Origin of the sequence: Frankia sp. EI5c (assembly GCF_001636565.1) — a bacterium.
Taxonomy (GTDB): domain Bacteria; phylum Actinomycetota; class Actinomycetes; order Frankiales; family Frankiaceae; genus Parafrankia.
This window is the reverse complement of sequence record NZ_LRTK01000095.1, coordinates 16,884-38,948: the sequence shown is the minus strand read 5'-3', so window position 1 is coordinate 38,948 and position 22,065 is coordinate 16,884. Positions and strand designations below refer to the sequence as shown.

Sequence of the window (22,065 nt, the reverse complement as noted above, 5' to 3'; positions counted from 1 at the left end):
GTACCATCACGCGAAAGGCCCGTTGACACCGACGTCATCGGCGGCTCCGCTCGCTCGGCGGCAACGCCGCCCCCGGCGGGCTCGGTCGCCGGCAACGTCGAATCAGGTGACCGGACACGGAAGCCCGCGATGCGCAACCCCAGGCCGGGTGGCGCCGTCTATCCAGTGAAGTCGGAGCCCGTCGTTGGCGGGCCCGCCGGACGTGACCAGGGAGGGTTCGGTGGCTGGACGTATCCGCGACGCCGACATCGCCCTCGTCCGGGAGCGGTCACCCATCGCGGACATCGTCGCCGATCATGTTCAGCTCCGCCCGGTTGGCGGCGGCAGCCTGGTCGGGCTGTGCCCCTTCCACGACGAGAAGTCGCCCTCGTTCAACGTGCGGCCCTCCGTCGGTCTCTTCCACTGCTTCGGTTGTAACGAGGGCGGTGACGTCTACGCCTTCGTCCGCAAGATCGACGGGCTGAGCTTCCCCGAGGCGGTGGAGCGCCTCGCCCGCCGGGCCGGGATCACGTTGACCTACGAGGGTGGCGGCACGACCAGCCGGGCGGTGACGAGCCAGCGCCAGCGGCTGCTGGAGGCGCACCGGCTGGCCGCCGAGTTCTACACCGAGCAGCTCTACTCCGCCGCGGAGGCCCGCGCGGGCTGGGAGTTCCTCGCCGCCCGCGGCTTCGACCGGGCGGCGGCCGAGCGGTTCGGGCTGGGCTACGCCCCCTCGTCCTGGGACTCGCTGACCCGCCATCTGCTCGCCCGTCGGTTCACCGCCGAGGAGCTGGAGCTGGGTGGGCTGGCGAAACGCGGTAGCCGCGGCNGGCTCATCGACCGGTTCCACCACCGGCTGCTGTGGCCGATCCGTGATCTCGGTGGCGAGGTGGTCGGCTTCGGCGGCCGGCGACTCGCCGAAGGGCCCGACGCCGGGCCGAAGTACCTGAACACCGCCGAGACCCCACTGTTCAAGAAGGCCCGGCTGCTCTACGGCGCCGACCTGGCCAGGCGTGACATCGCCCGCCGCTACCAGGTCGTCGTGGTGGAGGGGTACACCGATGTCATGGCCTGTCACCTCGCCGGCGTCACGACGGCGGTCGCGAGCTGCGGGACGTCGTTCGGCAACGAGCACGTCGCGATCGTCCGCCGGCTGCTGATGGATTCGGACAGCAGGGCCGGCGAGGTCGTCTTCACCTTCGACGGAGACAAGGCCGGGCAGGCCGCGGCCATGCGGGCCTTCGAGTACGAGGAGCGCTTCGTCACCCAGACCTTCGTCGCGGTGCAGCCGGACGGCCTCGATCCGTGCGATCTGTGGACCCAGCGGGGTGACGCGGCCGTGCGTGACCTCGTGGCGAGCAGGCAGCCGCTGTTCGAGTTCGCGATCCGCGGTGTGATCGACCGTTACGACCTGAACACGACGGAGGGCCGCCTCGCGGCGCTCGACGCGGCCGCCCCGCTGGTCAACCGGCTCAAGGACGCCGGCATCCGGCATCGGTACGCGGTCAACCTGGACCGCTGGCTGGGCTTCCTCGACGAGCGGTTCGTCGTCGAGCGGGTCGCGCAGCACCGTTCCCGGACCCAGCCGGCCGGCGGCGCGGACGGCGCGGCGGTGCTGTCGGCCGCGCGTCGGCGGGCGGACCCCGCACCCGACGACGCCACCGTCATCGTCGAGCGGGAGACGCTCAAGCTCGCCCTGCAGTTTCCGGGGCTGGCCGGCCCGTTGTTCGACATGCTCGCCGCGGAGTTGTTCACTGTTCCCGCGCACCGCGCGGTCCGGGAGGCGATCGCCGCGGCGGGCGGGGTGTGCGCGGGGCTGTCCGCGGCCGGTGACCCGGCCGGCTGGGTCGCGGCTGTCGTGGAGGCGGTGCCGGAGGAGGAACTGCGGCGGTTCGTCCTCGCGCTCGCCGTCGAGGGGGTGCTGTGCGACCACGATGTGGACGACCGCTACGTCGACGAGCAGATGTCGCGTGTTCAGGAGCTGCATGTGACCCGTCGGATCAGGGAAGTCAAGTCGCGGGTGCAGAGGCTGAACCCGACATCCGACATCGATGCCTTCAACCGTGCGTTCGGTGAGCTGATTGCTTTGGAACAGCACAAGCTCCAACTCCGGGAGCGGGGCGTAGGTGCCGCGTAACCTGGGTCGATCCCGAGAAGGAAGTGACGAGATTCCGCCCATGAGTCCCACCGTCCTACCCCGTGAGGCCCAGGTGGACGAGGTCAAGGACCTCATCACCCGTGGCAAGGAGATTGGTTTCCTCACCACTGAGGACGTCACGGTCGCGATCCAGGCGGCCGAGCTGCCCCCTGAGCAGGCCGAGACGGTCCTGCAGGTGCTCAACGACGAGGGCATCGAGGTCCTCGAGGCGNGAGGAGAGAACGCCGACGAGGCGGATCTGCTTGCCCGTCGGCGTCGTGAGGAGGAGGAGCTCGCTCTCAAGGCGCCGACCTCCGACCCGGTACGGATGTACCTGAAGGAGATCGGCAAGGTCCCGCTGCTGACCGCGGAGGAGGAGGTCGACCTCGCCAAGCGGATCGAGGCGGGTCTGTTCGCCTCCGAGAAGATCGCGGCGGCGACGAAGAAGACCTCTCCGCAGATGCGCCGGGACCTGGAGGCGATCGAGCGGGACGGGCAGATCGCCAAGCGGAAGCTCGTCGAGGCGAACCTGCGACTGGTGGTCTCGATCGCCAAGCGCTACGTCGGGCGCGGCATGCTTTTCCTGGACCTGATCCAGGAGGGCAATCTCGGTCTGATCCGGGCAGTCGAGAAGTTCGACTACACCAAGGGCTACAAGTTCTCCACGTACGCCACCTGGTGGATCCGGCAGGCAATCACGCGCGCGATTGCCGACCAGGCGCGGACGATCCGTATCCCCGTGCACATGGTCGAGACGATCAACAAGCTGATCCGCATACAGCGTCAGCTTCTGCAGGACCTCGGCCGGGAGCCGAGCCCTGAGGAGATCGCCAAGGAGATGGACCTCACCCCGGACAAGGTCCGGGAGATCCTGAAGGTGTCCCAGGAGCCGGTTTCGCTGGAGACGCCGATCGGTGAGGAGGAGGACTCCCACCTCGGCGACTTCATCGAGGACTGCGACGCGGTCGTGCCGGTCGACGCGGCCAGCTTCATCCTCCTGCAGGAGCAGCTCGACTCGGTTCTGCACACGCTCTCCGACCGGGAGAAGAAGGTGATCCAGCTCCGCTTCGGCCTCACGGACGGCCATCCGCGGACGTTGGAGGAGGTCGGCCGCGAGTTCGGCGTGACCCGGGAGCGCATCCGGCAGATCGAGTCGAAGACGCTGTCCAAGCTGCGCCACCCGTCTCGTTCGCAGAAGCTGCGCGACTACCTGGAATAGTCGAACTCGCTGTAGTCGTTTGTTGACTTCACGTGTTCGCCCTGTAAGGGTCGGACCCTGTGGCGCAGCGGTCAGGCAGTCCGGAAGAAGGATCTGCGACTCCCGGACTTCCTGACGGCGGTGCGTCCCAGTACCCACGCGTCTCGCTTGTCCGGTCGCTTGTCCTCGCGGCGTTCGGCTGGCGGACGTTCCTGGGTGCCTGGTGGGTTCGTCTGCTGCTGGCTCTGACCCCGCCGTCCTGGCGGCCAGGGCTGGCACTGCGGCTGGTCGGGCTGGCTCCGTACTACTTCCACGGCCGGAATCTGGGCGGCGCGGCGCACCGCAGCCGCGTCTCGCGCGAGATGTTCGTCCGTGACGTGCTGGAGCCGTACCTGGCACCGGAGCAGGACCTGCTCGATGTCGNCTGCGGCCCCGGCTACCTCGCCCGCGCGGTGTCCGGGCGGGTCTGGTCCGTCGCGGCGGTTGACGTCTCCCGCGGAGTTCTCGCCTGCGCGCGTGTCCTCAACCCGGCGATCAACATCGACTATCGGACTCCTCGGGAGTTCTTCGGTTCCGGCCGGCGGGTGGACATCGCCGTCTCCCTCACCATGGCCAGCCGACTTGGCGATGACGAGTTGTCGGCCCTGCTCAGCTCGGTGCGGGCGAGCGTGCGCCCTGGCGGGCGCCTCGTCCTTCAGGCGGCGCTGCCGGACCCGCGGCCGACGGCGGACCTGGGTTCGAGTCCGGCGCCCGAGTCCGATCCGGAGTCTGGGGCTGGGCCGGAGCCGGGTTTGGAGCTGAGGTCGGCGAGGCCCGCCGGCCGGTCCGAGCGGCGGCGGGCCGTGCGCGGTGGCGGGCTACGGAACAGATACCTGGACCCCCACCACCCGCGCGCCGCCGAGCATCTGGTTCGGCTGATCGAGCGGGCCGGCTTCGCCGACGTCGAGCTCCACCTCCTGCGTGAGCCGGACCCCGCGGGCAGGCCCGAGCGGAACTGCCTGTTGGTCGCGGTCCGCCGGCACGATCCTGTTCCGCGGCGGGCGGACCGGGAATCCGTCTGGCCGCCGGACCGGGTGGCGGAACCCGCGGCCAGCTCCTGATCAGGAACGCCCGGCTCGGGCGTCCTCCGTCGCGGATCTCGGGGCCGGGGCCTGGGCGGATGCCGCGGCATGAACCGGGTCGTGCGGGTCGGTGTCCGTGCTGCCGACGTTCTCGCCCGGCTGGCGTCCCAGCAGCGCGCCGAACACCGCCCGGGTGTGCTCCGCGGGATCTGTCACCGCACGTGCCCAGTCGGTTGCCTGTCGTCCGGCCCGAGCCAGGCGCGCGCGGTCGGCAAGCAGATCGGACAGGACGTGGGCCAGCGCGGGCGCGGACTCGTCCGCGGGCGTCCAGCCCGTGACCCCCCGCTGGTAGGCGTCGCGGGAGCCACCCTGCGCCGGGCCGATGACCGCGCAGCCCGCGAGCTGTGCCTCGAGCAGGGCGGTGGGATGTGACTCGCCGCTGACCGGCGGCCTCGTCCGGGTCCTGGTGCACAGGGCGAACAGGTCCGCGGTCGCGTACAGCCGGGCGAGCGCCTCGTCGCCGGGGTCCTCCTCCAGCTCGGTGTGCTCTCGGGCGGCCAGGCGGGCGTGCAGCGCGCCGGGGGCCGGGCCGGGCCCCGCGATCACCAGACGTACCGGTCCCAGCCGCTGGCTCACGGTCTCCAGTGCCTCCAGCAGCGTCGACAGCCCCTTCGCCTCCCACTCGTCCAGCGGGAAGACGCTGAGAACGGTGNGGACGGGCGGCAGCGGACGCCGACGCACGGCCTCGGTGAGGAGGGTCTGGCGCCAGCCGGGTTCCAGGCCAGCCGGGATGATCGTGCCCACACGTGTCCTGGACAATGCCCCGGCACCGAAGGAACTGGTCGTCACCGGGTAGAGCCGGGGGTCATGGCGGAGCAGGAACCGCAGGTGGGGCTGCATGGTCCACATATCGACACCGTGGAACAGCACCGGCACCCGACCGGCGCCGGTGAGCCGGGCGGCGACCAGCCCGGCCGGCATCAGGTCCATATGCCCCACGACGACGGCGTCCAGCGTTCCCAGTCCGCGGGCTCGCGCGGCCGAGTTCCAGACCGATCGGCACCGAGAGGCGAACTCCGCGGCCGCGTGACCAGGACGGGCCGTCAGCCCGGACCGGGTGGCCGGCCTGCCCGGCCCACCCGGCGCGGTCGGCCCGTTCGGTGTGGGCGGGCCGTTCGGTGTGGGCGGGCCGGTTGACGATGCCGAGGCCGCTGGCCTGGTCGGCCCGCGCTGGTCCTCCCGGCGGTGCTGGCCGGTCGGCCAGAACGGTTCCTCCGACTCCAGGCAGGTGACCTGCGCGCCGCCCGAGCGCAGGCCCCCGACGACCGCGGCAAGGTGACGTGCGGTGTCTGGGCGTGCCGTCGCCGTGCTCAACAGGAGCACTTGTGGAGCGGCCGAAACCGGGTCGGGCGTGACGGGCGATCTGCGAGATAGAGGCACGGAAAGTGATAGTAGTTAATCTCTCCGTAGTTGCCGCGATGCGTGGCCGTGTCCGTCGAGTCCGGGCGCCCGTGTCGTCGTGGGTTCGGCGTCGAAGGTCTCTCTGTGGCCGTGGGGGCGTGGCGCACCCTCAGTCTCATCCTTGCTTGATGTGATTGGAGTATCACTTTGAGTGTCCGATGGGCTCCCCCGGTGACCGGGCGCGGCCATGCGCGGACAACAGGGAAGNGACAAGCAAGAGGGAAGCGACTACAGGAAGCACGGTGTCCTCGATGTCCACAGACCTTCGTTACCGCAACAAGGGAAACTCGGCGTTGCTCGATCTCGTCGACATCCCGCCCGGCCGGGCACTGGACTGCGGCTGCGGCGCGGGTGACAACGCACGGCTGCTGCGCGACGCCGGCTGGCGGGTCACCGGCGTCACGCGGGACCCGGCGGAGCTGGCCGCCGCGGCCGCCGAGTGCGAGAGCGTGGAGCTCGTGGACCTTGCCGACGGCCTGGGTTTCGCCGCGGACGGGTTCTTCGATCTCGTGGTGCTCTCGCACATCCTGGAGCATCTCGTCGAGCCGGCGGCGCTGCTCGCCGAGGCCTGCCGGGTGCTCTCGCCCGGGGGGCGGATTCTGGTCGCGCTGCCGAACGTCGCCCACTACCGGGAGCGCGCGGCGCATCTGCTGGGCCGGTTCGACTACACCGAGACCGGCGTCATGGACGTCACCCACCTGCGTTTCTTCACGGTGCGGACCGCCCGCCGGCTGCTGGAGGACAGCGGTCTGGAGATCCTCGCCGCCGGGGCGAGCGGTGGTCTGCCCTGGTGGCGCAGCCGGCAGTGGATCTCGGAGCCGTTGGTCGAGCGCGCCGACCGCTGGGCGCTGAGGACCCGACCCAACCTCTTCGCCTGGCAGTCCGTCTTCCTCGCGGTGCCGGACAGCCACCGGGCGTGGCCTTCGGGTGCCGCTCGGGCGGTGCCCCGGGCCGCGTCCCGCGACGAGGCCCGGGAGCCGGCGGTGCCGCCGATCCCAGCCCCGGGCCGGTCCGGCGGCGACACCCCGGCCGTCCCCTCCTAGCGTCACCCGCCGCGAGGACACACCGTCACGAGGCCCACCGGGTGGCTCTCGGTTCGTCCGGTCGGGGGCCGCCGTGCGGCGGGATGGGACCGAGCCCGTCCAGCAGGCCGTGCAGGACGAGCCGGGTTGGTCGGGAGGCGTGCGCCCCCCGCCGTTCGAGCACCGCCGCCCGTGGCAGGGTCACGAGGGCGGTCCACAGCACCGCCGCGAAGGTGCGGGCACGCCAGTGGTGGATGCGGGTGAACCAGAGCCGGTTGCGTACCTCGTAGTAGTCGCGCAGCGCGGTCGGGATCCGCTCCGCGCCGGATCGCCGCGCCGGTCGGCGGCTGACCACCACACTCCAGCCCGCCTGGCGCACCCGATGGCAGAAGTCGATGTCCTCGAAGCCCAGGAAGAATCGCCCGTCCATCGGTACCCGCCGGTGGCACTCGGCCTTGACGAACATCACGGTGCCGTCCACCCAGTTGGCCTCGCTGGGGCGATCGTCGGGAGGGCTGCCGAGGATCCGGGGGAGGACGAGGAAGCGGGTCGGTCGCGTCGGCAGGACCGGGGTGTACGGCCGGCCGGCGTCATCCACGATCGTGGGCGCGACGACTCCGATGTTCGCGCCCGCGAGCAGTTCCAGGCACACCCCGATGGTCAGGTCGTCGATCCGCACGCTGTTGTCGACCAGCAGGTACGCGGCGGCCGCGGGCATCGCCTCGACCGCGTACCGGAAGGCCCCGCCGCGACCGAGGTCGCGCGGGGGTACCAGCCAGCTCACGCCGGCGGGCAGCCCGGCCGCCCGCTCGGAGCGGTCGTTGGCCACTACCGCCACCTGGTCGAGATGGGCGGAGACGTCGAGGCGCGTCGCGAGATCGACCGTCGAGCTCGCCTGGTCCCGGTGGATGATCACGGCGATGGTCTTCATGGCCTCACCTCGTGCGGACCTGGCGCGGGAGTGCGGCAGGTCGAGGTGACCGCCACCGCGTTGGTTGCGAATCATAGCGATCCGATTACTCGGAGTATCGAAGCGCGGCTGTGTGGCGCTGGATGTCGGAAGGCCGGCCGCCCAGGTGCTGGTCCCTCCCGGGAAATGTCGGGCGCAGCGTTATCACCTGCAAATCAGTCGCAGATGCGTATTCTGAGCATCAGCTTGCGGGCCCGCCTCGCGGCCGAACCGGACGCCACGTGCGAAGGGGAGATCATGCACATCCCGGACGGGTTTATCGACGCGCCGACCTCCGCCGCGTTCGGCGCGGTCGCGGTCGCGGGAGTCGCCTACGCCGTGAAGCGGGCCGGGCACGAGAACCTCGACCGGCTCACGCCGCTGGCCGGCCTGGTCTCCGCATTCGTCTTCGCCGCCCAGATGCTCAACTTCCCGGTGGCGATGGGAACCAGCGGCCACCTGCTCGGCGGCATGCTCGCGGCCGTCCTGGTCGGGCCCTGGCTGGGCGCGATCGGGCTCGCGGTCGTGCTGGGTGTGCAGTCACTGTTCGCCGACGGAGGGCTCACGGCCCTCGGGCTCAACATCACGAACATGGCGCTGGTGGGCGCCGTCGGCGGATACGGGCTGTTCGCCGTGCTCCGCCGGGTACTGCCGCGGCGTGCCTCCTCCGTGGTCGTCGCGTCCGCCGTCGCCGCGTTCCTGACCGTGCCGCTCGCCGCGGGCATGTTCGTGGTCGAGTTCGCCCTCGGCGGGACGGTCGACCTTCCGCTCGGCGGCGTGGCCGGTGCGATGATCGGCGTTCACCTCCTGATCGGTATCGGGGAGGCGGCCATCACCGCGGCGACCATCAGCCTGGTCATGAGCACCCGGCCGGATCTCGTGTACGGCGGTCGTGACCTGCGCCAGGTGTCGGCGCTGGCAGTTCGCCGTCCGGCACCCGCGGCGGCGCCCCCCGCTCCCCCCGCTCCCGCCGGTTCGGTACCGGCGGTGGCCGCGGTCGGCGCCGGTGCGGTCGGGCAGGCAACTCGTCGCGCGGACGCGGGGAGCCACTCATGACCGGGCCCGCCCCCACGGACGGATCCGCCGCCCCCACGGACGGATCCGCCGCCCCCACGGACGGATCAGGCGCCCGCCAGGCAGAGCAGCCCGCGGCGCCCACCGCGTCCACTCCGCGGCGCAACACGGTCTTCGTCATGCTCGGGCTGCTGGTGGCCTTCCTGCTCGCCGGCTTCGTGTCCGGCTACGCCAGCTCGAGCCCGGACGGCCTGGAGAAGGTCGCACAGGATAAAGGATTCAGCCAGCAGGCCGAGGAGCACTCGTTCGCGGACTGGCCACTGGCGGACTACGCGGTGTCCGGCATCGCCAACGAGCGCCTCGCGGGTGGCCTGGCCGGCGTCATCGGGGTCTCGATCGCCTACGCCGTCGGCGGGGCCATCGGGCTCGCGGTGCGGGCCCGATGGCGGGCGGCGACGCCTCGCCGCCGACCTGACCGGGTGGGCGGGGGCTGACAACGCGATGGCCGGTGCGCACATCCTCGATCCCTTCCAGCCCGGGAGCGGCGCCCTCTACCGGATGCCGGCGCAGTGCAAGATCGTGGCGGCCTTCGGCTATGTGATCTGCGTGGTGTCCACCCCGATCACCGCTGGCCGGGCATTCGGTGTACACCTGCTGGTGCTGGTCGGCCTGTGCACGGCGGCGCGGCTCCGGCCACTGTTCGTACTGCGCCGGCTGGCAGTCGAGCTGCCCTTCCTTGCCTTCGCGGCGGCGCTGCCGTTCGTCGTGGGCGGTCCACGGGTCGAGGTGCTCGGCGTCGGGCTCTCCCGGCCGGGGCTGGAACAGGGGTTCGGCCTGCTGGCGCGGGCTACGCTCGGCCTGATGACCGTCATCGTGCTCGCCGCCACCACGCCGACCCGTGATCTTCTCGTCGGGCTTGAGCGGTTGCGGATGCCAGCTGTGATCCTCGCGGTGGCCTCCTTCATGATCCGCTACGCCGGCCTGATCGTGGACCAGATGCGTCGCATGAGCGTGGCCCGTCGTTCCCGCGGGCACGAGGCCCGCTCGCTGCGGGCGACCGGCGTGCTCGCGGCGTCGCTCGGCACCCTTTTCATCCGCTCGTACGAACGCGGTGAACGGGTCCACCTCGCCATGCTCGCTCGCGGATACACGGGAACCATCCCCGGAACCCTCCAGGTCACCGCGCCCCGACCGGTCCAGTGGACGCTCGCGGCCGGCCTGGTCCTGCTCGGTGTGGTGATCGCCCTGGCCGGGTGGGGTCTCGGGCCGGGTGGACTGTCTTGACCGCCGCGGGCGCGGCAGCCGACCGGTCCGACCGGTCCGTCGCCGGCCGGCCGGCGGTCGAGGTGGACGGGCTCGCCTTCGCCTACCCGGACGGCCGTCAGGTGCTCTTCGGAATCGACCTCACCGTCGCCCACGGCGAGCGGGTCGCGGTGCTGGGCCCGAACGGTGCGGGCAAGACGACCCTGATGCTGCACCTCAACGGCATACTCACCGCCGGCGCGGGGTCGATCCGGGTCGCCGGCATGCCGGTCACGTCCGGGAACATGCGGGAGATCCGGCGGCGGGTCGGTTTGGTGTTCCAGGATCCCGACGACCAGCTCTTCATGCCCACGGTGGGCCAGGATGTCGCCTTCGGGCCGGCGAACCTGGGCCTGCGCGGTGCTGAGCTGGCCGAGCGGGTCGCCGACGCCCTGGCGGCCGTGGGTCTCGCCGGGTACGCGGAGCGGGCGCCGCACCATCTCAGCCTGGGGGAGCGGCGCCGGGCGGCGGTGGCGACCGTGCTCGCCATGCGGCCGGATGTCCTCGTCCTCGACGAGCCGTCCGCCAATCTCGATCCGGCCGGTCGCCGTGAGCTCGCCGAGGTCCTCGGTGGCCTGGAGCTGACCCTGATCATGGTCACCCACGACCTGCCCTATGCCCTGCAGCTGTGTCCACGCTCGGTCATCCTCGACGAGGGCGTGATCGCGGCCGATGGCCCGACGGCGGCGCTCCTGAGCGACGAGCCGTTGATGGCGGCCCACCGGCTGGAGCTGCCGTTCGGCTTCAACCCGCGCCACGTCCTTGCTAAGAGTAGTGAGTTGATGTCTTAAAGTAACAGCATGACCGCTGATGGAGCCCCTGGCGACGAGCCGAAGCCGAGGACCCTCCTGCCGGCGGAGTCATCCGTCGACCTCTCCGAGACGGACGGCCCGGTCAAACCGGCCGGTCTTACCAGCCTTGATGAGCTGATGGGTGCGCCGGATGCGCGGGACCAGCCCGACGCTGTCGCGGTGCCGGCCCAGAGTGAGCGCCTTCCCGCTGGTCGGAACGAACGACCGCTCGCCGCCCAGGAGGACTCGCCGACAGTCATGTCGAGGCGCGGCCAGGAGCGCGCGAACGGCGCCGGGCGCCGTGGTGGGTGGTTCGCCGTTCCCTTCCAGGCACGGCGGAGACCCGCGGGTGACGGGCGAGGGGGGGATGAAGACGCTCAACCGGCCGGCGCACAGCACCCGCCGGCCCCGCCGGCACGCCCAGCCGTCGGCGGACGGGTCGTACGGGGCGCGGGCGAGCTGCTGATCACCGCCGGCATGGTGGTGGTCCTTTTCATGGTCTACCAGCTGTGGATCACTGACATCTTCGCTTCCCGGACACAGGCCCGGATCCGCGACGATCTGGCAAACTCCTGGTCACATCAGACGATTCCGCGGCCGTCGACGGCTCCCGAGCGGCAGCCGTCGATCCCGCCGGTCGAGATCGGTGACGGGATCGCCGTACTGCGGGTGCCGCGTCTCGGTGCGGACTACGCCCCGGTTGTTGTCGAGGGTGTGACGACCGAGGCCCTGCGCCGCGGACCCGGGCACTTTCCAGGGTCGGCGCTCCCCGGCGAAATCGGTAACTTCGTTCTTTCGGGGCATCGAACGACCTACGGAAAGCCTTTCAGTCGGGTCGACGAACTCAAGGTCGGGGATCCCATCGTGGTCGAGGTGGCCGACAGGTACTTCACGTACCGGGTCACCGGCTCCGAGATAGTGGACCCGCATCGACTGGATGTGACCTACCCCGTTCCGGGCCNGGTGGGTGAGAAGCCGACCAGGGCGGTGATGACCCTGACCACCTGCCATCCGCGCTTCTCCGCGAAGAGCAGGCTCATCGTGTACGCGGAACTGGACGAGGCGAGGGACAAGAGTGAAGGGCCGCCCCCCGTGCTCACGGACCAGCGAGGAGAGTGAACCATGTACGGCTGGGTTTTCAGGCACCTGCCGGGGCCGATGCGGGTGAGGGTCCCGCTGGCGGTGCTCCTCGTGCTGGCCGCCGTCGCGATTCTGCTCTTCCTGGTGTTCCCGATGGTCGAGTCGCATCTGCCGGCTACGAGCGTAACTGTCGGGGACTAACCCGGGGCGACTCGTGCCGTTGCTTCCTGTGGTACGGGGGGTATCTCCGGCAGGAGTCGCGACGCAGACCACATGCAGATCACAGGTAGCGGCAAGGTGCCGTTGAAGCGGCGAACGGTGGCCGCTAATCAGGAAATTCCGATCGCTGTGCACCGCGGTGAACGAACGGAGGGGGCGGCTCCGCTTGCGGGCGGACCAATGGACCCGAGGTCCGATAACCTGCCAACTCGTGCGCGTTACGCTCGCGTACCGCAGGGACGAACGAACCGGGCGCAAGCAGGTGCCGCCGCGGGCGATGCCCGGTGAGTCCGTTTCCGACAGACGCAGGTTCGACTTCGGGGGAAAATCGTATGGCCAGGCAAGATTGTTCGCCGGCTGGTTCGCCGGGTGAGCGCCTGTGGTGACCTCGGCGAGGACGAAGATGAAGCGGACAACCGCTCGTATCATCACGTCGCGCGCAGTGGCGGCTCGCGCGGTGTCGACACCCGCGATACCAGCCGGCTCCGCCGTTCCGATCTCGCCGCGGGATGCCGCGCCCACAGAGCCGTTGGCACCCTCGACGACGCCCGCGGCGGCGGGCCGCCTGTACCCGACCTCGGCGGTGGGAACAGGAAGGCCGCGAACCGGAGGAGCGCCCGACGAGGGCCGCGACCAGGCGGCCCGGGGACAGACAGGGTCTGAACAGGCAGGGTCTGAACAGGCGGCGTCGGAGCAGCCCGCGGCGGTTCCGCCCACCAACCCGCCGCCCACCACACCCGTGCTGCCCGCAACACCCGCGCTGCCCGCCCCGCCCGCGTCGTCCGCCCCGCCCGCGTCGTCCGCCCCACCCGCGTCGTCCGCGGCGCCTGTGCCGTCCGTGGTGCCCGCGCCACCCCTGCTGCCCGGGTACGACCCGGGCGGGCGCCGCCGCTCGCGGCTCGGGCCGGAGCCGCGGGCGGAAGGCGGTCGTGGGGGGCACTCCCGCCTGCACCTGGCCGCTCCGCTCGTCGCCCTGCCGGTGGTCCTCCTGATCGCCGTGGTGATCTGGTGCGCCCGCCGCGGTGGGCCGGAGCCGACGGCGGCGGCCGCTCTCGCGGTCGCGATCTGCCTGGTGACGGCGGTGGCGTGCTGGCTTCCCACGCCACCGGCCCGGGAACGTCTGCTGAGGGCGCCGCGGCGTCGGTGGTACGGCCGTGACGACCTCACGGGCCTGCCGGGCCGCCGCTACTTCATGGTGACGGCCACCCGCTGGCTGGCCGGGGGCCACCGGGCCGGGGGTCCGGTGCCCGCCGCGCTGATCCTCGTCGACCTGGACCGCCTCCGGGACATCAACGGGACGCTCGGCCACGAGCACGGCGACCGACTGCTTCGTTCCGTGAGCAGGACGCTCCGATCGGTTCTCCGACCGGAGGACCTGCTCGCGCGCATCGACGGCGACGAGTTCGCCGCGCTGTTGCGGGGCGTCGACCTCGCGGGCGCCGAAGCGGTGGCGAGGCGGATCAGGGCCGCGCTGCAGACGCCCGTGCATCTTGACGACCTGCGGGTGCCAGCCGAGGTCAGCGTGGGAATCGCGCATTCCCCCGAGCACGGCCGGAGCGTCCTCGAACTCATGNGGCGGGCCGAGGAGGCGATGTACGCGGCCAAGGGCAGTCGCAGCGGCCAGCGGGTCTACGACCCCGACTGCCAGCTGGGGGACAGGGCGAGCCTCGGCCTGCGCGCCGACCTGCGCGAGGCCCTGGACGCCGGGCAGATCGAGCTGCGCTACCAGCCCAAGGTGGACCTGCGCACCGGGCAGGTCAGCGGCGTCGAGGCACTGGTGCGCTGGCGGCACCCAACCGGTGGCCTCCGGCCGCCGGACCTGTTCCTGCCCGAGATGGAGCGCGCGGGCCTCATGGGGCGTCTCACGCAGCGCGTCCTGGATCTCGCGTTGGCCGACTGTGCCCGTTGGCGCGCCGGCTCCATGATCGCGGTCTCGGTGAACGTTCCGGCCGCGGTCATCGTCACCCCCGGTTTCGTGAACCAGGTCCGCCGGGCGCTGGACAGCCACGGCCTGCCGCCGTCGGCCCTCGTCGTGGAGATCACCGAGAACGGGCTCATCACGGTGCTGGAGAAGGCGCAGCGGACGCTGGCCGGCCTACGGGAGCACGGTGTTCGGGTCAGCCTCGACGACTACGGCACCGGCTTGTGCTCCCTCGCCTATCTGCTGGAGCTCCCGGCCGACGAGGTGAAGCTGGACCAGCGCTTCCTACGGAACATCGACCGCGACTCGTCGGCGGCGGAGATCGTTCGTTCCACCATCTCGCTCGCCCACGCGCTGCGGCTGCGCATCGTTGCCGAGGGCGTCGAGACCGCACGTTCGTGGGCATCGCTCGCAGACTGGAACTGCGACGAGGTACAGGGCTACTTCGTGTCCCGTCCGATGATGGGTGAGCGGCTGCCGGGCTGGCTGAAGGAATGGGATGACCGTCGCCGGTGGCTCCCGCAGGCTGGTGAGCCGGCGATGACGGGGCCGATCCGGGTGACCGCGGGACCGCGCGGCGCCCGGACGGTTCCGCAGGTCGGCTCCGAGGCCAGGCGGACCCCGACCCAGGCGTCGGCGCCCGGCTCGGCGGAAGCCGAGACGACTGAAAGGCCGGGCCAGCCGAACTCACTGCCGCCGCGGTCCGGGGCGCACGGCCCGGCAGCGCGGTCGCGGGCGCTCCGCGGTGCGCCGCGCGTCGACCAGGCAGCCAGGTGGTCGTCCGGTCCGTTTGCGCACGGAGACCGGCTGACGGGGTGACGTGGCGGGGCGCGCCACCGACACGAACGGGTTCACGAGGCCACCGTCCAACCTCGGACAGTGTCTGGATGATTTCCTTAGGTGATCACCGTTCGCGCTGTCGCGTCGGATCGCGGGGCGCATCGAACGGTCGGTGATGGGAGGTCGCGTGACAGTCGAGCGCCCGCATTCCACAGCGGACCGAGCGGGCTGGTCGGTGCTCGTGGTCTGCACCGGCAACATCTGCCGATCGCCGATCGCCGAGCGGCTGGCGATGGCCCGGCTGGCCCCGCTGGTAGCCCAGGCCGGGCTTCCACCGGAGGCGGCGCTCAGGGTCGCCAGCGCGGGAGTCCGTGCCTGCGCTGGCGAACCCATGCACCCGTACGCATCCGTCGCGCTGGGTGAGCGGGGCGCGGAACCAGGTGGGTTCCGCGCCCGCCAGGTCACCACCGCGATGGTGGAGCAGGCCGACCTCGTGCTTTGTGCGACCCGCCAGCATCGGGCGGAGGTGGTGGCGCTCGCGCCGCGTGCCGTCCGCCGCTGCTTCACACTGCGCGAGTTCGCCCGCCTGTCGGAGTCCGACTCCGCGCGGTTGCGGTACCGCTCGCCGGCCGCTGTGGCCACGGATCAGGGCAGCGGGGCCGGGCCCGCGCGCCTGCGCGCCGTGGGCCGGGCGTTGGTGGACATCGCGGCCGCTGCCCGCGGCATGGCGCCGCCGGCATCTCCCGATCTCGACGACCTCACCGACCCGCTCGGTGACGATCTCGAGGTCTTCCACGCCTGCGCGGACCTCATCGACGACGCGCTCGGCTCCGTGGAACGCGCGCTGGCGGATCTGCTCGGGCTCCGGGCGGAGCGCATCTGACCGTAGGCGATCCCCCGGCACCTCTGGACGCCACCACCGTCACGGATCCGGGGCCGGGGCCGGTGCCGGGACACGGCCGCCCCACCCCCTTCGACGTCCGCTGCCCCGCCCGCGGGCACCCCGGCCCGCGGCGACGTGGTCGACGCACGGCCAGCGGGCCCCCCATCTGGCGGAACACGCATCCCGCCACCGTCAGATCACCGAACGCACCCGCCTGTCCCCGCGTCAGCCGGGCAGCCACCCCGCCCCGCTGCGTCAGGCACCCGCACGGGTCAAGATTCACGGGAAGCGACCTCGCCGCCGCTGGCGGGCGTGCCGTCGGGCGCAGCCGGGATCGCCCCCGCTCCCGCCGGGGCCCCGGGCGAGCTGTCCCGCAGGCTGGAGGTCCGCTGGCGCGGAATATGTGCATTGATGGGCCAGATCGCCCGGGACGTCGGGCTGGCCGCACGCAGGCGGCTGAAGGCTCCGGGAGTCCAGCTTCGGAGTGCATGCGCCGGCTTCTCCAGCGCGAACCAGCTGACCGTCGCGAGGACGAAAGTCACCGCGATGGTGACCACCAGGTAAGGGCCGAAGCCGAGCCGGTGCACGCCGTACACGNCCGCGAGCTGTTGGACGGGGGACCCGTAGATGTAGACGCCGTAGGAGAGATCCGGCCACTTTCCGAACCCCCGAAGGGGGAGGCGAATGCCCAGCCAGATGCAGAGGTAGGCCAGCGGGAGAGCGCCGACCAGGTAGTCCACCGAGGTGTGCTCGAGCGTCCGCAGTCCCGTTCCGTGGTCGTAGTAGGCCACGACGACCAGGACGGCGCTGCCGGCGGCAAGCAGCCGCGAGCATGGAATGCGATGCGCGTATACGGACATGAGGGCGCCGCAGAGGAAGAGCGTGGCGAACCGACCGTAGGAGCCGCTGAAGGTCGCGCCGAGCAGTTCGCCGGCGCGGGTCGGATCCAGCTTGATCACCAGCAGAGTCGTCAGCATCGCGCCGACCAGACCGGCGATCACCCGGCGTCGTAGCAGCCCCGCCACGGCGAGCGCCGCAACGCCCAGATAGCACAGAAGCTCCCACCACAGTGTCCACAGATTCCCGTTCCAGGCCGCCGGAATCCCGGAGCCGGCCGGTGGGAACGGGACGTCGGCGGGGGTTCCGGCTATATCCAGGAAACTGATCCGCGGGGTCAGGCCGCCCAGGAGATACGCGAACGGTCCATGGGGGCTCGCGGNGAGGTACCCGGCGAGGGTGCCCCTGGTGTACAGCCAGGCCAACGGGGCGACGATGAACGTCACCACGAGCTGGCACAGCCAGAAGGCGGGCATGATGCGGACGGCCCGGTGCCACAGGTATCGCGCGGTGGACCGGCAGCGCAGCCGGCTGCGAACTATCAGGAACCCGCTGAGGACGAAAAACCCGTCAACAGCCAGGGCGGCGAGGTCGAAATCCTGGACNGGCCGGTCCGAAAACCCACCGAATGCAACGGCATGCACGGCGAGAACGGTGCTGGCAAAGGTCAGCCGAAGTGCGTTGAAGCTGTTGGCCGACGTGAAGGCCAGGGACAGTCTGGGGGGCGCGCCGGATGTATCGCATGCGGCCGGTGAAGGTCGCGGTCGTCGCCACCGGCCAGCTTCGCGCAACCACCCACCGAATGACGTCATCAGTTTGCGCTCCTGTGCTGAACGGCCGCCTGGTGCGACGAATGGCGGCCGTGGCCGTTTTGGGGTGCCACGGAGCCGGATCCGTAGCTGCCCTGGTTGCTGGTACGACCATAAAGGCTTCGGTGTGCTGGCAGAACGGTGGACGGGATAGGGCGAGTCGCACCCATTGCTCCTGGCTGAATAGATCCGAGGTCGTGCTCCCGGGGGTCTCGGGTCCCGGAGAAGGTCGTGAAAACTGTCCGGCGGGCGTAGTCGTGCCTCGTCGGTCCGGCGTCGGAACGCCTGTTCCGATCTTCCGTGGTGCCCCGCGCGTTGCTGGTGCGGTTGCGGTCGAAGCGGTGCTAGGGTTCCGCCTTGTTTAACTGATTTGGAAGCGTCCGGTGGAGCCGGTGGGGCAATTCGTCCCAGACCCGTCCAGGGTGCTCCTCCCGGTGCTGTCGCTGGTCCTCGCAGCGAAAACGGGCAATATTCCGAAGAAGCCGAGGGATGTTCCTGGCCCGGTGGGGCGGACGCGGATGCCCACCGGCCGGACATGCTTTTCCGTCCGGGCAGGTCATTCCTGCCAACAGTGCTCCCGGGCGGCGGCCGTGCCCGCCGGGAGCGCCGCCCAGTACGGCGTCGAGTGGTGGAGCCCGAGAATGACGAAGAAGTCGGTGGCCGTGATCGTCCACTATGGCCCGACCGGTCCCACGATCGAACTGGCCGCCCGCCTGGATCGCAGCCCGCTGATCGATCAGGTGGTAGCTGTCGCGAACGACCTCGCGGCCCGACCGGGCGCACTGCCACCCGGTGTCGCCTGGGTCGTCCCCGACCGGAACCTGGGCTTCGGTGGAGGCTTCCGCCGGGGCGCCGAGGAGTACCCGTCGGCCACCGCCTACATCCTCCTGAACAACGACATCCGAATCGATGACGCGACCATCGAGGAATGCCTGGAGATTGTTAGTCGCGACGGAGTCGGAATAGTGGCACCAACACTTGTGAACGCCACCGGGCTGCAGTCCGGCGCTGCTGCCACAACCCGGGTGCTGGGCGCGCCGAGGGTCCTGCGGGTGCCGCCACGGGCGGATATCCAGGACGCGGACTGGGTTACCGGTGCGGTAATGTTCATCAGGGCCGAATGTCATCGCCAGGTTCCGATGGACGCCCGATTCTTCCTCGGTTGGGAGGACCTGGAGTTCTGCCGGCGTGCCCGGCGCGCCGGCTGGCGGGTCCTTCTCAGCCCGGCGACAGCCTGGCACAGTGGGGGCGGCACGATTCCGTCCGGCGCCTACGGCTACTACTACACGCGCAACCAGCTCTGGTTCGCTCGGCTGCAGCGGTGGCGAGTACGGGCCGCCATCATCGCATTCTGGTCGGCGCTGGTGGTGCTTCCCCGGACGATCGTGCTGGATCTGGTTCGGCGCCGGGGGTTGCGCCTTTCCACTCTCGTCCTCCACGGCATCGTGGACGGCCTCGGGAGGCTTCCCTCGGCGTCGGCACCGTTCCTCGACGAACCGCGTGCCGCCCGCTGGTCGCAGTGGGGGTGATCGAATTCCCGAAGGTGGGTAAATGCGAATTCTGCTCGCCGACCGATGGATCGATGGCTTTCTGGACGAAGCTCTCCCGCCCGAGCATCTGAGAATTTCTCCGGTGCTCTGGGTTCGTCTGGAGGTCGTGGATGACATCTTCTTCGTGCGATCGGCTGATACCCGCCGATTGGTGACCTACGTGCGTCAGGTGGGCACGCGGGCGACTATGCGCAAGGTGGTCAGCCGCTACCGTGAGCGGTGGCGGAACGAGCGGTTCGTCGCGGCGGGCCTGGGCCGGATTGTCGCCGCGGCCGGCGACACCGACGGTTTCCACGCCGAGGATCCGGTGTTCTTCGTCGCGCCGGGCCACGCCGCCTGCATGGAGCGGGTGGTGCTGCACCGCGATCTCCTCCGACCCGCCGGGCTTGACGTTCCAACCGGGCCGGTCGTGTTCCGGGCCGCGCCCGTGTCGGCCGGGCCACCGATCCCGGACACCCGGATCGTCGGCTGGTCGCCGTTCTCCGGGCAGCCGGTCGACTCCGTGGCGGTGGACCGGCTGGTCTCCTGGGTGGCGGGCGAGGCGAGAACCCGGCATCGCGCGGATGACCGGGTGCTGAGGGCCGGTTCGCCGGTCCGGGAGATCGCTCCCGCCCGCAGGCCGCGGGCCGGGCGCGCGGTCGAGGCGCGGCCGACGGCTGTGCTCTTCGGGCTCGGCAACTACGCCAAAACTCAGATAATGCCCTGTGTGACTCGGCACCTCGACGTCATCCGGGTACACGAGCAGGACCCGCTCCAGATCGGCAGCCGGCCACGGCGGAGTATCTGCTGGGACACTTCCCCGGTGCCGAGGGAAACTGAGCGGGCGGATGTCTTCCTCATCGCCGGCTACCATCACACGCACGCGCCGTTGGCGATCTCGGCACTCTCGTCGGGTGCGGCGGCAGTGGTCGAGAAGCCCCTCGCCACCACGGCCGGCGATCTCGAGCTCCTGGTGAAGAGCATCGAGCGCGGGGGACGACTTTTCGCCTGTTTCCAGCGGCGTTACTCGCCGTTCAACCAGTGGATCCGGGAGGATCTGCTTCTTCAGGAGAAGGCCGCCNCGCTGAGCTACAGTTCGGTCGTCTTCGAGGAGCCGCTGCCGCGCCGGCACTGGTATGGCTGGCCGGTTTCGCGCAGCCGGCTGGTGAGTAACGGGTGTCACTGGATCGACCATTTTCTGTGGCTCAACAACTTCGCCGAGGTCCGCCGGAGCGCCGTCTTCCGGGCCCGCGCCGATGTCGTGGTGGTAACCATCGAGCTCGTCAACGACTCGGTGCTCTCGCTGACCCTCACCAGCGCCGGCGGCAGCCGGTACGGCCAGCNGGAGAACACCGAGCTGCGGGCCAACGGCCGCACCGTGCGGATCGGTGACTGGTCGCGCTACGAGGCCGAGGACCACTCCCGAGTGCTCCGGCGGAACCGACTGAACCGGCAGCACAGCTATCCNGTGATGTACGACACCATATGCCGCGGCATCGTCCGGGGATCTCCGGGAGAAGACGCCGCGGCCCTCGCCGCCACGGCCGGGCTCACGCTGCGTCTGGACCAGGAGATCTCCAGCGGGCAGTAGTAGTCGGTGGGTGGTGGTCGAGCGGCTGCCCCGCCACCGGCGTCGCCCGGCGCCGCCCGCCGCCAGTCGGAGCCGAGCCGGCGGGCGGCAGCGGGCGACGGGCCACTCAGGCGGAACGTGTTGGAAGCGGTTCGCCGGGAGAAGGAGACGACACCGGCTTCCGGCCGCTCGCACGCTCCTCGACGAACTGCCTCTCCGCGGGTCTCCGCTGCCCGGGGACACTCCGGTGTCCAACCGGTGCGGCTGTTCCCGTCGACGCGGCTGTTCCCGTCGACGCCGCTGTTCCCGTCGACGCCGCTGTTCCCGTCAACGCCGCTGTTCCCGTCNACACGGAGAAGACCTTGCGGAGATAGTCGTCAGGATCGGTGGTGGCCGCGGCCCACTCAGCCGCCCGGCGGCCCATCCGGGTAATTCTCTCCCGGTCGGTGAGCAGCTCGACGAGCAGCGCGGCGAGCGCCTCACTCGACTCGTCGGTCGGCGTGACTCCGGTGAGACCTTCCTGATACGCGTCGTAAGATCCGCCGGATGCCGGGCCGATGACGGCACATCCAGCGAGCTGCGCCTCGATCAGTACAATTCCATAGCCTTCGCCGCTGCTGGGCGGGGTGGTACGAGTGCAGAGCGCGAAAAGATCCGCCGCGGCGTAGAGCCCGGACAGCTCCTGGTCGGTGGGGTTCTCATGCAGCTCCAGCTCGGGGTGAGCAGCGGCGAAGTCCCGAAGATCGGTGGGTATCGGCCCGACGCCGGCGGCGACCAGGCGAACTGGTCCGGTGTGCTGCCGGATCGCGGCGAGCGCCTCGACCAGCACCGGCAGGCCTTTGCTCTGCCACGCGGACAGGCGGAAGACCGTCAACACCGTCGGGACATCCGCCGGTGGTCGGCGCCTTTCACCCGCTGAGATCAGCGTCGACCGCCACGCCGGCGCGACACCCGGCGGGAGAATGGGCGCGAGTCGCATCGCCGAGAGCGCGCCGGCGCTGTAGGAGCTGATGGTGACGGGATGGAGCAGGGGAACGCGGGAGAGCAGCGTGCGCCGGAAGCGCCGCAGCGCCCAGATCTCGTTGCCGTAGAAGAGAACCGGTGCCGTCCGCGCCCCGGCGGCCTTCGCGACGACCGCGCCGACGGGTATGAGATTGCTGTGGCAGGCCACGACACAGTCCAGCTGGCGCAGCCGGAGCCCGGTCCGCAGCGCGCGCAGGGCGAACCTGATCCGGACGGCGTTCGTGAGGCGCTGCCCGGAGTGCAGCATGTCGACCCGGTGCACGTCGGCTCCGCCGCTTCGCAGGAACTCCTCAAGGGTGGACAGGTAACGTTCAATGCCTCCGGCGATCCCTCGCGATGGCGCGAGGAGCAGCACCCGGCAGTGGGGCTGGCCGGGGCTGCCGGAAAGGGAAGGGCGGAAGGGGGAAAGAATCATCCTCTGATCCTTGCGTTCGAAGTTCGGCGGGGCGGACCCGCCGGATTCCGCCGGCTGGTTCTCCGGCCGTTCCTGCGCGGTGCCA

At 70.7% G+C, this 22,065-nt stretch carries 16 protein-coding genes and 10 pseudogenes; 19 read left to right on the top strand and 7 right to left on the bottom strand.

From position 1 onward, the window contains the following. Positions 1-220: 220 nt before the first annotated feature. The 6 genes and pseudogenes from UG55_RS42620 to UG55_RS23900 form a co-directional block, all read left to right on the top strand. A pseudogene (locus UG55_RS42620) lies at positions 221-808 on the top strand (CHC2 zinc finger domain-containing protein); the annotation flags it as partial. Position 809: 1 nt separating this feature from the next. Next, positions 810-2,116, top strand: a 1,307-nt coding sequence (locus UG55_RS23910) for a toprim domain-containing protein (protein ID WP_242425012.1), incomplete at its 5' end; no start/stop codon positions are given. A 40-nt stretch (positions 2,117-2,156) separates the two neighbouring features. Next, positions 2,157-2,348 (top strand): annotated as a pseudogene (locus UG55_RS42615) (RNA polymerase sigma factor region1.1 domain-containing protein); the annotation flags it as partial. Position 2,349: 1 nt separating this feature from the next. Continuing rightward, a partial coding sequence (locus UG55_RS23905; RefSeq protein ID WP_304440448.1) for an RNA polymerase sigma factor occupies positions 2,350-3,335 on the top strand: 986 nt, incomplete at its 5' end. A 341-nt stretch (positions 3,336-3,676) separates the two neighbouring features. Further along, a pseudogene (locus tag UG55_RS45725) lies at positions 3,677-3,737 on the top strand (hypothetical protein); the annotation flags it as partial. Position 3,738: 1 nt separating this feature from the next. Beyond that, positions 3,739-4,414 (top strand): bifunctional 2-polyprenyl-6-hydroxyphenol methylase/3-demethylubiquinol 3-O-methyltransferase UbiG (locus UG55_RS23900; protein WP_242423680.1); only part of this gene is annotated, 676 nt, incomplete at its 5' end. Here UG55_RS23900 and UG55_RS23895 read toward each other — a convergent pair. Then, a complete protein-coding gene (locus tag UG55_RS23895) occupies positions 4,415-5,065 on the bottom strand; it encodes a glycosyltransferase family 4 protein (protein ID WP_396230803.1) in 651 nt (216 codons plus the stop codon). 1,022 nt (positions 5,066-6,087) lie between these two features. On the opposite strand from UG55_RS23895, the gene UG55_RS23890 reads away from it, so the two are divergent. Further along, positions 6,088-6,879: a bifunctional 2-polyprenyl-6-hydroxyphenol methylase/3-demethylubiquinol 3-O-methyltransferase UbiG gene (locus UG55_RS23890; RefSeq protein WP_066063473.1), complete on the top strand. Its 792-nt coding sequence runs from the start codon at positions 6,088-6,090 to the stop codon at positions 6,877-6,879. A gap of 25 nt (positions 6,880-6,904) precedes the next feature. Here the strand turns inward: UG55_RS23890 and UG55_RS23885 are convergent, their stop codons facing one another. Then, on the bottom strand, positions 6,905-7,789 hold the full coding sequence (locus UG55_RS23885) for a glycosyltransferase family 2 protein (RefSeq protein ID WP_066073366.1): 885 nt from the start codon (positions 7,787-7,789) through the stop codon (positions 6,905-6,907). A gap of 204 nt (positions 7,790-7,993) precedes the next feature. Between UG55_RS23885 and UG55_RS23880 the strand changes: the two genes are divergently transcribed. The 10 genes and pseudogenes from UG55_RS23880 (at position 7,994) to UG55_RS23850 (ending at position 15,797) form a co-directional block, all read left to right on the top strand. Then, positions 7,994-8,863 (top strand): energy-coupling factor ABC transporter permease, encoded by an 870-nt coding sequence (locus UG55_RS23880; RefSeq protein ID WP_242423679.1) that lies wholly within the window; start codon positions 7,994-7,996, stop codon positions 8,861-8,863. Then, on the top strand, positions 8,860-9,315 hold the full coding sequence (locus tag UG55_RS23875) for a PDGLE domain-containing protein (RefSeq protein WP_083986371.1): 456 nt from the start codon (positions 8,860-8,862) through the stop codon (positions 9,313-9,315). The genes UG55_RS23880 and UG55_RS23875 overlap by 4 nt, the downstream gene beginning before the upstream one ends. Before the next feature lie 7 nt (positions 9,316-9,322). Further along, positions 9,323-10,105, top strand: coding sequence for a cobalt ECF transporter T component CbiQ (gene cbiQ, locus UG55_RS23870; protein ID WP_066073363.1), 783 nt, complete (start codon positions 9,323-9,325; stop codon positions 10,103-10,105). Beyond that, the gene (locus tag UG55_RS23865; protein WP_066073360.1) at positions 10,102-10,914 is read left to right on the top strand and encodes an energy-coupling factor ABC transporter ATP-binding protein; all 813 of its coding nucleotides are present in this window, start codon (positions 10,102-10,104) and stop codon (positions 10,912-10,914) included. Before cbiQ ends, UG55_RS23865 begins: the two co-directional genes overlap by 4 nt. A 9-nt stretch (positions 10,915-10,923) precedes the next feature. Further along, positions 10,924-11,875, top strand: a pseudogene (locus UG55_RS46390) (class E sortase); the annotation flags it as partial. A 1-nt stretch (position 11,876) separates the two neighbouring features. Further along, positions 11,877-12,033 (top strand): annotated as a pseudogene (locus tag UG55_RS42600) (sortase); the annotation flags it as partial. Positions 12,034-12,036: 3 nt separating this feature from the next. Then, positions 12,037-12,195: a hypothetical protein gene (locus tag UG55_RS29670; RefSeq protein ID WP_199865244.1), complete on the top strand. Its 159-nt coding sequence runs from the start codon at positions 12,037-12,039 to the stop codon at positions 12,193-12,195. A gap of 421 nt (positions 12,196-12,616) precedes the next feature. Then, positions 12,617-13,786, top strand: a pseudogene (locus UG55_RS46385) (diguanylate cyclase domain-containing protein); the annotation flags it as partial. A gap of 1 nt (position 13,787) precedes the next feature. Then, the coding region (locus UG55_RS42590) for a bifunctional diguanylate cyclase/phosphodiesterase (protein WP_242425011.1) at positions 13,788-14,953 on the top strand (1,166 nt) is incomplete at its 5' end. Positions 14,954-15,101: 148 nt separating this feature from the next. After that, positions 15,102-15,797 carry a protein tyrosine phosphatase gene (locus UG55_RS23850; RefSeq protein WP_242425010.1) on the top strand — a complete coding sequence of 232 codons (696 nt, stop codon included), beginning with the start codon at positions 15,102-15,104 and terminating at the stop codon, positions 15,795-15,797. Positions 15,798-16,069: 272 nt separating this feature from the next. On the opposite strand, the pseudogene UG55_RS48140 reads toward UG55_RS23850, so the two are convergent. From UG55_RS48140 to UG55_RS48125, 4 genes and pseudogenes are all read right to left on the bottom strand, one after another. Next, positions 16,070-16,394, bottom strand: a pseudogene (locus UG55_RS48140) (hypothetical protein); the annotation flags it as partial. 1 nt (position 16,395) lies between these two features. Beyond that, a pseudogene (locus UG55_RS48135) lies at positions 16,396-17,016 on the bottom strand (acyltransferase); the annotation flags it as partial. A 1-nt stretch (position 17,017) separates the two neighbouring features. After that, positions 17,018-17,239 (bottom strand): annotated as a pseudogene (locus UG55_RS48130) (acyltransferase family protein); the annotation flags it as partial. Position 17,240: 1 nt separating this feature from the next. Further along, positions 17,241-17,446, bottom strand: a 206-nt coding sequence (locus tag UG55_RS48125) for a hypothetical protein (RefSeq protein ID WP_396230998.1), incomplete at its 3' end; no start/stop codon positions are given. Positions 17,447-18,033: 587 nt separating this feature from the next. On the opposite strand from UG55_RS48125, the gene UG55_RS23840 reads away from it, so the two are divergent. Together UG55_RS23840 and UG55_RS46380 are read left to right on the top strand one after the other, a co-directional pair. After that, positions 18,034-18,972 (top strand): glycosyltransferase, encoded by a 939-nt coding sequence (locus UG55_RS23840; protein ID WP_242425009.1) that lies wholly within the window; start codon positions 18,034-18,036, stop codon positions 18,970-18,972. Positions 18,973-18,994: 22 nt separating this feature from the next. Next, a pseudogene (locus UG55_RS46380) lies at positions 18,995-20,053 on the top strand (Gfo/Idh/MocA family oxidoreductase); the annotation flags it as partial. Between the two features lie 837 nt (positions 20,054-20,890). On the opposite strand, the gene UG55_RS42580 reads toward UG55_RS46380, so the two are convergent. Then, a partial coding sequence (locus UG55_RS42580) for a glycosyltransferase family 4 protein (protein WP_242425013.1) occupies positions 20,891-21,521 on the bottom strand: 631 nt, incomplete at its 3' end. Positions 21,522-22,065 lie beyond the last annotated feature (544 nt).